General features: G+C 58.4%; 8 protein-coding genes. All 8 read left to right on the top strand.

Translation table 11 applies throughout. The features are described from left to right. Positions 1-254: 254 nt before the first annotated feature. Positions 255-431 carry a hypothetical protein gene (locus ACESMD_RS01015; RefSeq protein ID WP_372609477.1) on the top strand — a complete coding sequence of 59 codons (177 nt, stop codon included), beginning with the start codon at positions 255-257 and terminating at the stop codon, positions 429-431. Between the two features lie 218 nt (positions 432-649). Next, positions 650-1,825, top strand: a complete 1,176-nt coding sequence (locus tag ACESMD_RS01010) for a hypothetical protein (RefSeq protein ID WP_372609475.1) — start codon at positions 650-652, stop codon at positions 1,823-1,825. Between the two features lie 391 nt (positions 1,826-2,216). After that, positions 2,217-5,483 carry a DUF499 domain-containing protein gene (locus tag ACESMD_RS01005; protein WP_372609473.1) on the top strand — a complete coding sequence of 1,089 codons (3,267 nt, stop codon included), beginning with the start codon at positions 2,217-2,219 and terminating at the stop codon, positions 5,481-5,483. A 9-nt stretch (positions 5,484-5,492) separates the two neighbouring features. After that, entirely contained in the window at positions 5,493-6,125 is a 633-nt protein-coding gene (locus ACESMD_RS01000) for a hypothetical protein (RefSeq protein ID WP_372609471.1), read from the top strand. A 133-nt stretch (positions 6,126-6,258) separates the two neighbouring features. Next, a complete protein-coding gene (locus ACESMD_RS00995) occupies positions 6,259-9,471 on the top strand; it encodes a DUF1156 domain-containing protein (RefSeq protein WP_372609469.1) in 3,213 nt (1,070 codons plus the stop codon). 12 nt (positions 9,472-9,483) lie between these two features. Further along, complete coding sequence (locus tag ACESMD_RS00990) at positions 9,484-10,878, top strand: DUF3696 domain-containing protein (protein ID WP_372609467.1); 1,395 nt, start codon at positions 9,484-9,486, stop codon at positions 10,876-10,878. After that, on the top strand, positions 10,875-11,414 hold the full coding sequence (locus ACESMD_RS00985; protein WP_372609465.1) for a hypothetical protein: 540 nt from the start codon (positions 10,875-10,877) through the stop codon (positions 11,412-11,414). Before ACESMD_RS00990 ends, ACESMD_RS00985 begins: the two co-directional genes overlap by 4 nt. Next, on the top strand, positions 11,407-12,090 hold the full coding sequence (locus ACESMD_RS00980; protein WP_372609463.1) for an RNA ligase family protein: 684 nt from the start codon (positions 11,407-11,409) through the stop codon (positions 12,088-12,090). Before ACESMD_RS00985 ends, ACESMD_RS00980 begins: the two co-directional genes overlap by 8 nt. Positions 12,091-12,316: the final 226 nt, after the last annotated feature.

Genomic DNA, 12,316 nt, shown 5'->3' with positions numbered 1-12,316 from the left:
GGCTATTGGCTTGTTTCCAGGCCGGCGCAATCAAGTGATTTTTGTCATAGGTGGTTCCGCATCCTCCATGTCAAGTGAGCCACGGGTTTTGTGGGGCTGTGGGGCCTATCCGGGTTGCCAGTGACCGCGAATGATCGAAGCGACGTGCATGGGGTTGCCGCATTCGGGACAGGCGGGCTTGGGCCGCGTTGATGCCACCGGGAAGGCAGGCGTGACAAGTAGGCCCCCAGTGTCAGGATGAGGATCGTCCCTCCATGGAGATGCTGGCGCTGGCTTCCAGTCGCCTTCGCGATCTCAGTGGCGAGATGGTAGTGCCTCTGGAGGATACCATCGGCAAGGGCGCTACCAAGCTGTTCCCCGATCTTCAGCAGCGCTATGCATCCCTGGCCGGGCGCCTGCAGGCGCTGGGTCTGCCCGGCGATGACCGCTGATCCGCGAGCTGCAGAAGCAGCGTGGCGAGCTGGAGTATGCCCACGCCTGCGCTGGAGTCGAGGGTTGCGGATGACAACAGCGGCCAGTGACTGCCGCCCAGGACAGCAGGACAGAGGAGACAACAGGCTGTGCACAGGAAGGGATGTTGCGGCGGGATTTATGGGTTATTCTTGCTGCAATCATAAAATATGTTTCTAACCATAATAGAGCCATAAAAATGCACCTGCGCCACTATTCGCGCCACGCTTTGGCCGCCGAGATGATCAACGCCCTGCGAGGCCGGAGTCTGTTTGGTGATGAACATAACGGTATGTTCCTGGCCGCACCTAGGCGCACCGGCAAAACCACCTTCCTCAAGAGCGACCTCAAGCCCGCCCTGGAAGCTCAGGGGGTGTTGGTAGTTTACGCGGACCTCTGGGCCGACCAGCGCAAGGACCCTGCTGACCTTATTGCCATGGCCGTCGCCGATGCCTTGCGCCAGTACCGCTCCCGCTTACAGCAGCTGGCGGAGAGCATGGGAGTCAGCTCCCTTGCCCTCGGCAACTGGCTCACCCTTGATGTGGAAAATACCGCCCCTGATCAGACGATGGCGACCCTGCCCGATGCCCTGCGCTTTCTCGGTGAGGCAGCGGAAAAGCCCGTGGCATTGATCATCGACGAAGCCCAGCAGGCTCTCACCAGCGAAGCGGGAGCGGCGCTGATGGTGGCCCTCAAGTCCGCCAGGGATCAGCTCAACACGCCGGATGATATTCGTCTGATGTTGATCATGTCCGGCTCGGATCGGGACAAGCTCCTGCGCCTGGTCAATTCCCACTCGGCCCCGTTCTATGGCTCCAAGATCACCAGCATGCCCCTGCTGGGGCGGGATTTTGTCGAGCATCTGGTGGGCATTATCGAAGACCAACTCCCCTGCCTGGCCCCCGTGGAAACTGACGTACTGATGGAAGCCTTCACAGGCTACGGCCACCGCCCGCAATTCTTCATGTCAGCCCTGGGCACCGCCCTCAGCCCCATGGCCGACATTGAGGGACGCTTCGAGCAGGCGGTGCTGGAGGCCGCCAGGGAGCAGCAGGAAACCGACCGCGCCGACATGGAAAGCCTCTACCTGGGCCTGCAAACCCTCCACCAGGCTATTCTGTGGCGTTTGTTGGAAAGCGGCGGCCACTTTCGCCCTTACGACAGTGAGGCCCTGGCCTTCTACCGTGCCGTCACTGGCAAGGACAACATCACCCCTCAGAGGGTGCAAACCGCGCTGGAGTCCATGCGCAGGCGCACCCCCTCCCTGATCTGGAAATCCACCCGGGGGGAATACGCAGTGGAGGGCGCCGGTATGAACCTCTGGTATCAGGCCCGGGTCGAGGCCAACGCTTGGCCACCACAAGGAGATAGCTGATGGGCTTCGATCAAAGCACCCGCAACCGCCTTCAGAAGTTGGTCAGCGACTGGCGCAAGCGGCTGACCGAGGAGTTCACTCTTCAGCTGTAGCAGGATTACGGCCTCGACCCCAAGACGGGAGAGGTGACCGGGCTGGAACGCCTGACCCACCTGAGCGACCGCGAGCGACATACCGCCGCACTGGGGCCTCGCCATTCAGGGCAAGAGGGCCACGAGTCGGTCCTCATCCCCCTTACCCATCTTTGTCAGCTGGCGTAACATGGCCCAATAATACTCATAAGCGTGCTGGCCAGGGGGCTACGCCTCGTCGAGGCATACCTATGCCGGGCTTGACCTCGCCGCTTACCGGGAGATATCACCCCGGCGCGCAGCACTGCAGGGAGCAACCGATGCGAGACGTCCTTACCACCTGTCAGCCACGCCCCGAGATCCTGGCGGGCACTTTTAACCCCGAGATCTTCACGGCGAGCCTGAGCCGCGTGCTGGGTGACTACCGCAAGGGGGAGGCCCGTGAAGGGGCCAGCTCGCTTTATTCCGACCCCGTGGCCTTCTTTCGGGACGCCACGCATCCAACCGAGGGCCTCTGCACGATTCTGGACAATGCCCTGGCCAGGCTTACCAACGGTGATTTGTCTCGGCCGGCCATGCAGCGTCTGGATACTGCCTTTGGTGGAGGCAAGACCCACACCCTGATAGCCCTGGCGCATGCGGCCATGCAGGGTAAGCCGCTGGCGGAACACATGTCGGGCATCCTGGCTCCTGAGCGGTTGCCGGAGACAGGCCAGGTACGGGTGGTCGGTATCATCGGCGATAATGTCGATACGCTGCGCGAGACTGCCGGTGGCGCCTCGTCCAAGCCCAACACGCTGTGGTGGATGATAGCCCAGCAGACCCTTTCAAAAGAACAGCAGGCCTCTATTCAGGCGCGTCTGGACGACGCTTCGGCCCCGGCGTCTGATGAATTCTTCGAGACCCTGTTCGGCGACCAGCCCACACTGATCATCGTCGATGAGATCGCCCAGTATCTGTCCCGGATGGAAGCGGCCTTCCCGGGCGTGGGTGCCGAGCAGACCGCTGCCTTCCTGATGTCACTTTCGACCTATGCCGCCGGCAAGCCCAACGTGGCGGTGGTGCTGAGTCTGGCCTCGGCCACCAATGCCTTCGGCGATTTCAACAAGCTGATCCGCAGGTTGCAGTCCGATCATAGCATGAGTCCCGCTGAGGCTGAGGCCGTGGTGCGCAAGGCGCAGCGCGGCGTGCTGGACGTAGTCAACCGCACCTCCGAGGCTACCACGCCGGTTCAGGAGGGCGACCTGTCGCGCATCATGGCCAAACGGCTGTTCGTCTCGGTCGATATCGAGGCGGCCAACGAAGTGGCCTCAGCCTTTATCGAAACCTATCGGCAGGCAGGCACCGATCTGCCAGCCGGCGCCAACGATCCTCAGCTGCATGAGCGGCTGACCGCTCACTACCCCTTTCATCCGACGCTGATCGAGTTCCTCTCCGAGGAGCTGGCCCAGGTCGAGAGCTTCCAGGGCACCCGAGGCCTGCTGCGTACCCTGGCGCGCGCCGTGCGCCGCATCTGGGAAGCCAATCTCTCCATTCCGCTGATCCAGACCGGCCATATTGACCTCTCCGACAGCACCATCCGTAACGAGCTGCTGGGCAAGACGGAAAACAGCGACCTCGTCCCGGTGCTGGATTCCGACATTAGCAAGGCCTCCGGCACCCAGGCCACCAGCCGCACCGTTGCCGGTGAGCTGGATGCCGCCAACCCCCATCCCGATGGTTACCCGGTGCATGAGTGGGCATGGCGTGTGGTCTTTCTGCACAGCCTGATTGGCCGTGGGGGCGGGCTTCAGGATGAGAAGTTCGGCATCGACATGACCTCGGCGGTTTACGAGATGGCTTCTCCCGCCATTAAGCCAGCCACCGTGCGCTCGGCGCTGGAAACCATCGAGCGCGAGGCCAACTACCTCCGCGAGCGTAACGGTCGCCTGTATGCCGACACCGTTCCGACCCTCAACAATATACTTCGTCGCATCGAAGGCAACGTGGCTCATGCGGAGGCCATGACGCGGGTCGAGCAAGTAGTCCGCCGGCTGATCGAGCGCTCCGCCGTGTTCGATGTCCACGCTAACATCGATGACGGCGAAGGAGTCCCCGACAAGACGCGTAAGCCGCAGTTTGGCGTCATCGCCTTCGAGGTGGAAGAGCTCGACCCGGCTCGCTTCATCGAGCGCCGTGGCGAGGCGGTGCGCGAATACCAGAACCAGGTATTCCTGCTGGCCCCCAGCACGACCCATATTGCGGGCTCAACCTGGACGGAAGCGCGAACTCACCAGCAGCACCGCACCCGGCAGAACATCCTGACCCTGGCACGCAAGGCCATCGCCGTGGAGCGCCTCAAGGAAAACCCCGAGAACTGGGGCGTCAGCCACGACCAGCTGCAGAAGGGCGAGTTCAAGGATCGCGCGGCCAAGAGCCCGGCCGAGCTGCGCACGGCCATCGATGAAGCCTATCGTTTCCTGATCTATCCGGGCCGGGACGGCGGCCGTGTGGTGGTGCGCGATCTAGGCAAGCGAGGCGCCGGCCCCACCGCGGGTGGCTCCAGCGGCCTGCACCTGGAAGATGCCATCCTCAAGCAGCTGGCCGAGGAAGGAGAGCTGATCACCGAAGAGCGCGCCTCCACCGCAGAGACGATAACGCTACTGGGCAAGCTGTTCTTCGAGAGCCTCAAGCAGGTTAACGTCAGCGATCTCGTGGAGCGCTTCGCAACGCGCCGCAGTTGGCCGATCCTGCAGCGCCCCGCGCTGCTGGCCACCGTGCTGGTGGAAGGCGCCAAGCGCAGCAGCTGGTGTCTGGGCCACATGCCCGACAAGCAGGCCCACAAGCCCGATGCCCTCTATCACAAGGACAACCCGCCGCCGCTGACGGTAGAGCCCCTGGAAAAGGACGACGAAGGCTGGATCCTCTGTACCAAGGAACACGCCAAGCAACTGGGCTGGCTGGAGAGCATCGTACGTGACCCCAACACCGTGGCCTCCTGGATAGAGCAGACCATCCAGAGCCGCGACCAGGTCGACCTGAGTCAGCTGTCGAAGATCATCGAGCAGGAGCACGACAAGGTCGACCCACACGTGATGCAGCAGCAGTTGGAGAACCTCTTCGCCCAGCGGCAACTGGTGGCCTACCCGCAGGAAGCCTTCAATGAGGAAGGTGACGCCGCCCCCGACCAGGCGATGACCGGTGATAGCGTACCTGTAGGTGGTGTAACGAGCGGGATCGTGGTGCCCTACCAGACGGCCCAGGCGCGGGGTTGGATCAGCAAGCCCAAGGTCGAGAACCGCGCCTTCCTGTTGCGCACGCCCGACAAGGTCAAGCAGCTCTTCAACCTGCTCGCCGGCACCGCACTCGCCCAGTCCAAGACCGAAGTGCAGATGTTGCAGATTCAGGCGGAAACCCCCGACAAGGGGCGTTTCCAGCTGGCCATGGGCCCTACCAGCGTGGGGGCTCTGGTCGAAAGCCGCGCTCTGTTTGCGGCCCTGAACAGCCGATTGCGCTTTACGACTGAGCAGCATCAGGTCCGTTTGACCCTGGGTGAGCTGGATCAGGACTGCAAGTTCACCAAGATGCTCGAGCAACTGGAAGGATAAACACGACCAATGGCCACCACTGCCACCAAGGCGGCGCCCCGGGCCCGCCGAAAGAGCTCACAGGCCGATGAAGCGCAGCTGGCCAGGCTGGCCCGGCGCTCTCCCTATGTGCTGCGCCTGACCCGCCACAAGGATCTACCGCCCCCGGTGCTGGTCGTGAAGGAGCGCATCGCCCCGGAAGACCGCGACGACACCGAAGGGCTGACCAACCCCCGGGCCAAGCACGTCGAGCGCGGCACCCTGCACGGCGAAAGCGTGCGCGCCTGTTTGCCGGTGCTCAAGCGCATCCTGGAGGAGGTCAAGGACGAGCAAGGCATTCCGCTCGGCCTGGAGCGCTTCATGTCGAACCAGGGCCTGAAACAGACCGATATCAACTTTCCCCTGGATGAAGCCGCCGGTGCACGCCTGGCGCTGTTCTTCCGCCTGCAGACCAAGGTGAAGGACGTCGACCGCATCGAACTGATCGGCCGCCGGGTGGCGATGTTCTCAAGAGAAGAGGCCGTTTACTGGCTGGCCAATGTGACCACCGCCGACCCGGCGCTGCGTAGCTGGGCCACCAGTGGCCTGCGCATGCTGCTGTGTGGTGATGCCGGCGACAAGCGCGTGCCGCGTATCCTGGAACGGATTCGCGCCCGTGGCTGATGGATTGCAATCGACTTTGCTCGCTGAGCGGGCCGGATAGGGCAGCTAAGCAGTGACAAAAACTGCAGTGCCAAGAATGAATGATCAGTCAGGTCCCTTGCCTTGCTGATTCCTTGTTTGAGGAAGTAGAAATATGGATATCAACGAGTCAGGCCTGACAGCCGCCAGCATGCCGACCACCAGCACCGCACCATTGATCGACGACCAGCGCTTGATCGAAGCCGGTTTTCCCTGTCATCAGGTAGGGGCAGAGACACGGCGTGAGCGTGATACTGGTAAAGCACCAGGACCCCATAGACTTCACGTCTGGTGGGCACGGCGGCCGCTGACTCCAAGTCGTGCGGCGATTTTGGCTTCTTTGTTGCCGGCGAATGCCGACTCTGAAGACTTTGTGAAAGGACTAGGAATCAGAGTGTATGTCGCTGATGTCCATGGTAGCCCTTGGGTGGTTGGGGAAGATAAAATTCGGCAGCGTATTGCTAATGTTAACGGCATTCTTACACTCAAAGTTGACTCAGTTGTTCTCCGTGCTTATGAACGTGAGAAAACAATTCGTCAAGAAAATAGAATTCAAATAAATAAAATAGTAGATAATGATGAGTCTATAATCACTGATCCGGTGATAATGGCTTGGGAAGCGGAGTCTGGCAAGCTCCCTGAGTTGTCTTTAGGTGAGGCTTTGCATGTTTCAGAATTGATGGGCGATCCTGCTTGGGCCAAAGAGAAGATGGCTTTCACTAAGCAGCATAAAGTTCGATTCTCAGGAGATGCGTATAATTATCCACGAGCCTTTTCTCAGCTGATTAGTGCTGTGAAAAAAAATGAAAGTAAAGTTGTTCTAGATCCAACCTCTGGTGGGGGGTCTATACCTTTTGAAGCCCTTAGGTTAGGCCATGAAGTTATAGCGAACGAGCTAAATCCTGTTGGTAGTGTTGTATTAAAAGCAACTATTGATTACCCTAGGCGGTTTGGTGTGGGCTTGCTTGAAGATGTAGAGAATTATTCAAATAAGCTCCTGAGCTATATTGATGGCAAGATGAACCCTTATTTTTCGCTGGGCCAGTTTGTTCCTGATCTTGGTCAGCATGAGATAAGCATGCCGAGTCAACTAAACGAAGAAGAAATGGCGCTTTGTAATAGCGAAGATATTGCTGATTATCTATATTGCCGCCAGATAATATGCCCACACTGTGCTGGTGAAGCACCGCTGCTTAACTCCCTGTGGTTATCTAAGCAGGGAGATAAGTGGGCCGTGGCCGTCAAGCCTCAGCCCGATCGCTCCGTTCGCTTCGAGCCCTTTGAGATTACCGCCGGTAACCACGGCCTCAGCGGTGAAGATCTGGACGCCGGAACTGTGAGCCGCGGTGTTGGCCAATGTGTGCACTGTCATCAGGCCATCTCCGGGGATGAAATCAAGCGTCAGGCCCGCGGCGAATCCGAGCTTGGCAAGTGGAAAGATGTGCTCTATTGCTTGGTGGGTATCCGCCTGGAGCCCAAGCTAGACAATCATGGCAAGGTACAGCGTTTCGCCTCTGGTGAGCGCAAGGGTGAGATCAAGACACAAAAGATTCGGTATTTCCGCGCTCCCAACACCGCGGACATGAAGGCGCTCCAAGCTGCCGAGCGCAATCTGGAAGAACGCCGGCTGGAATTCGAAATGAAGGGGCTGGTGCCCAACGAGCCAATTCCATCTGGCAGCAAGACTAGTGAGCCCATGCGTTATGGTATGAATAGCTGGGAAGAAATGTTTACTCCACGCCAGTTGCTGGGCCATTTGACGGCGATGGAAGCAATACAAAAATATAAGAATAATATTATTGATGAGTTTGGTGAGGAAAAAGGTAGGGCGATTGTAACTTACCTACAATTTATAATTGATAAATTTGTTGACTATAATAGTCGTCAAACTCGCTGGATTCAGCAGAGGGGGCAGGTTTCAGGAACTTTTGGTCGACACGATTTTTCCCTTAAGTGGACCTTTGGTGAGATGGTTTTTTCGGGGCCATCATCAGGCTTCGCTTGGGCCCAGAAATCCGTATGTGAAGCGCTAGAAGAAATAATAGAGCTTTTGGGTGTTCCTTTTGAGGGTGTTGGTCAGGATTTTCAAAATTTGCCGAGTCAGTTAAAAGGCTCCGCATCTTCGATGCAAGAGGTGAAAAGCGAAACTGTCGATGCAATAGTGATGGATCCTCCTTACTATGACAATGTGCAGTACAGTGAGCTTTCTGACTTCTACTACGTTTGGCAGAAAAAGACCCTTGGTGATTTGTATCCGGGGTGGTTCGAAAATGAAGTGACCGACAAATCTCTAGAAGCGGTCGCCAATCCAGCGCGCGATGGATCAGCCAAGGGCGCCAAGGCGCGCTATGAGGAGCTGATGCAGGGCATCTTCGCCGAGAGCAAGCGGGTGCTCAAACCGGATGGCATTATGACCCTGATGTTCACCCATAAGAGCTCGGATGCCTGGGAAACCTTGACTAACTCTCTGATTCAATCTGGTTGGGATATTACAGGAACTGTTCCTGTTGACTCAGAATTTGGGTCATCCACACACCAGCTAAACCTTGCTGCTGCTGCCTCCACCATCTTTATTGCCTGCCGACCGGCGGATCGCCACGATCGCGAGCCCTCCAGTTGGGCCTATGAGGTCAAGGGCAAACTGGAAACCGCCGTGCGCGATGGCCTGGTCGAGTTTGATCGCCTCAAGCTTAACCCCGTCGACCGCATGATCGCCTCCTGGGGCCGTGCGTTACGCGTCTACTCCGCCCACTGGCCGGTGCAGGACGGTAACGACGACGTGCCGCCCACCCGCGCCATGCAGGAAGCGGCCCGCGTGGTAGCCGAGGAGGAAGTCAGCCGCCTCTCCGGTGGCCTGGTCACCGTCGATGACCTGGACGCTGAATCCCGCCTGGCCGTCATCGCCCTGGGCATCAACGGCCTGGGCGACTTCGCCTTCGACGACGCCCTGCAGATGAGCCGCTCGCTCAACTTCCGCCTGCAATTGAAGAACGGCAATTACAAGACCAATGACGATATGGTGGCCTATGCCAACGTCGGAGAGAGTGAGCGTGCAGCCCCGCTGGCCATCCGCGGCAACAAGCTTCGCCTGCTCAAGCCGGATGAACGCGCCGCTGCTCGCCTGGAGAACCCGCAAACCCTGTGGGACGTGTTGGGTGGCCTGATCGTCACCTACCGGGATGGTGGCATCGTGGCAGCACGTAATTTCCTGGCTCAACATGGCAAGCGTGACAGCGACGCCCTGCGCGGCCTGCTCAAGGTGTGGGCCAAGGAGTGCCGCGATGATGAGCTCAAGCGCGAAGCCCAGATGATCGACTACGAGCTGTAAGGAGAGTGGCCCATGCTCACTGAGCTACGAATACAGAACTTCAAGGCCTGGCAAGATACCGGAACCATGCACCTGGCCCCGCTGACAGTGATCTTCGGCACCAACAGCTCAGGCAAATCGAGCCTGGGCCATTTGTTGATGGCCTTGAAGCAGACGGCCATGCTAGCAGATCATAAGCGTTCACTGCACTTAGGCGATAGCAATTCACTCATCGACCTTGGCACGTATGAAGATTGTATTTATGGTCGTGAGGTTGACCGATCTATTCAATTCGATCTCCGATGGCAGCTTGAACGCTCATTGACAATAAAAAATATCTTGAATGCCTCTCAAACATATCAGGGAAGAGAACTGGCGCTGCACGCCGAAATCGAGCCCAACAGGATGCTCCAACCCGAAACGCATCGCTTTGAATACTCGCTTTGCAAGGGGCAAGAGGAAACCTTAAGGGTTTCCCACGGCAGAGAGGGGAGCAAGGCCTGGTTGAAATGCGAACCATTGAAATTGGTGCGTGCGCAAGGTCGTGGGTGGCCAGTCGAGCCACCGGAAAAGTTCTACCGATTTTCGGATAGAACGCTTTCACGATATCAGAACGCTGATTTTCTTGCGCAGTTTGTGCTGCAAACCGAACATCTGCTGGAAAATTTTTACCACCTTGGCCCATTGCGAAGTCATCCACAGCGTGTCTACTCTTGGTCAGGAGATATGCCTTCCAATGTTGGCGCTCAGGGAGAGTTGACGATACCTGCTATTCTCGCAGCTAGTGAGCAAGGACGTAAACTTAACCGAGGGCCTGGAAAGAAACGGCAACGGTTTGATGCGTTCATCGCAGGATGGCTAGCAGAGCTAGGCATTATTCATAAATTCGACGTCCAGCCTATCGCCCCTAACCGAAAAGAATATGAAGTGTTGATCCAAACTCATATTGGTACACCATGGGTAAAGCTTACCGATGTAGGTTTCGGTATTTCCCAGGTTCTACCGGCGTTGGTGCAAGCATTCTATACTCCGCCGGGCTCAGTTTTGTGGATGGAGCAGCCAGAGATCCACTTGCACCCTCGCGTGCAGGCCAACCTGGCGGATGTCTTCATCAGCGCTATCCAGGCGCGAGAGGACGGCGAAAATCGCAATACCCAACTGATCATCGAGAGCCACTCCGAGCACTTCCTCAATCGCCTGCAACGTCGTGTTGCCGAAGGCGAGGTGATGCCTGATGACGTCTCGATCTACTTCGTTTCACGCAAGAGTGGTGCCGCTCATATCGAACCGCTACAACTCAACGAGTTTGGAGATATCGAGAACTGGCCTGATGACTTCTTCGGTGACGACATGGAAGATATCACCCAACGGGCACTCGCCGCCGCCCGCAAGCGTAAGGCCCGTAAGGCACAGGGAGCCGATGCATGACTCGTGCCGTGGTCGATACCAATGTGCTGCTGGTGGCGAATGATGATCACGAAGGCGTTTCAGAAGAATGCATCATTGCCTGTATCGAGGCCATTGAAGAGATTCGCCGCCGAGGCGTCGTGGTCATCGATGACGAGTGGAAGATTCTTGGTGAGTACCATCACAAGCTGAACCCCAACAAAGGCCAACCCGAGCCTGGGGATGCCTTTCTCAAGTGGCTGCTACAGCGCCAGGCTAATACGAAGCATGTCGCTCATGTGCCGGTGACAGAAACGGTACAGGACTGGTTCGAGGAGTTCCCCGATCACGATCTCCAAGTGGCGTTTGATCCGCCGGATCGCAAGTTTATTGCCGTGGCAGCCGCCGATGATGGCAACCCCCATGTGTTTCAGGCGGCCGACTGCAAATGGCTGAGCTGGTGGCCGCAGCTTGCCGGGGCAGGCGTTCGCTTCCGCTTTGTGTGCCCGGAGGATGTGAAGCGCTTCTACCGCGGTAAGTTCGACGGACCTGTTCCGGAGCTACCGCAGGATGAGTGAGTTCTTCCGCTTCCCCCATACACCGCATCTTGCCTGGCTCGGCGAGGGGGAACCCCGCGACGACAAGCTGCTCGATCCGTTGGACGTGGAGACACTTCTGGCGGGTGAGGTGCTGGTGGAAGAAAAGTTGGACGGCGCCAATCTGGGCATTTCCTGGGGGGAAGATGCTCAGATGCGTGTGCAGAACCGTGGGGCCTACCTTGAGGCGCCTTACCGCGGCCAGTTCTCACGCCTGAACCAGTGGCTGATGCAGCACCTCGCGGTGTTCCAGCAAAATTTACCCGAGTACGTCATTCTCTTCGGCGAGTGGTGCGCTGCGCGCCACTCGCTGGATTATGCCGCCTTGCCGGATTGGTTCCTGGTTTTCGATGTTTACGACCGCCAGGCCCGGCGCTTCTGGAGTATGGGACGACGCAATGAACTGGCCGAGCTGCTGGGTCTTGCCACGGTGCCCCTGCTTCAACGAGGGCGCTTCACTGTCAAGGAGCTGGAAGCACTGGTACGCACCGGCCGTAGCGCCTACCGGGATGGCAAGCTGGAAGGCATCGTCATCCGCCAGTATGGCCCGCAGTGGTGTGAAGGCCGCGCCAAGCTGGTACACCCCGACTTCGTGCAAAGTATCGGTGAGCATTGGCGATCAAGGGCCCTGGAATGGAATGAGTTGGCGGTGCACTAGTTTTCGATACTTGGTGAACCCCCAGTGTCAGGATGAGTGTCTTACCCTCTGATACCCTGTTGCCATAAACCGACCAGGGGGCGAAAGGAGACACGCATGCCTCGCTACTCCGAGGAACGCCGACAGGCCGACAGGCCGACAGGCCGACAGGCCGTAGTGGCCAAGCTGTTGCCACCTCACCACCTTTCCCTGCAAGAGATTGCGGAGTAGGAAGGGATATCACTGG

Source organism: Halomonas sp., assembly GCF_041689495.1.
In the GTDB taxonomy this organism is placed as follows: domain Bacteria; phylum Pseudomonadota; class Gammaproteobacteria; order Pseudomonadales; family Halomonadaceae; genus Halomonas.
This window is presented reverse-complemented; position numbering and strand designations above follow the sequence as displayed.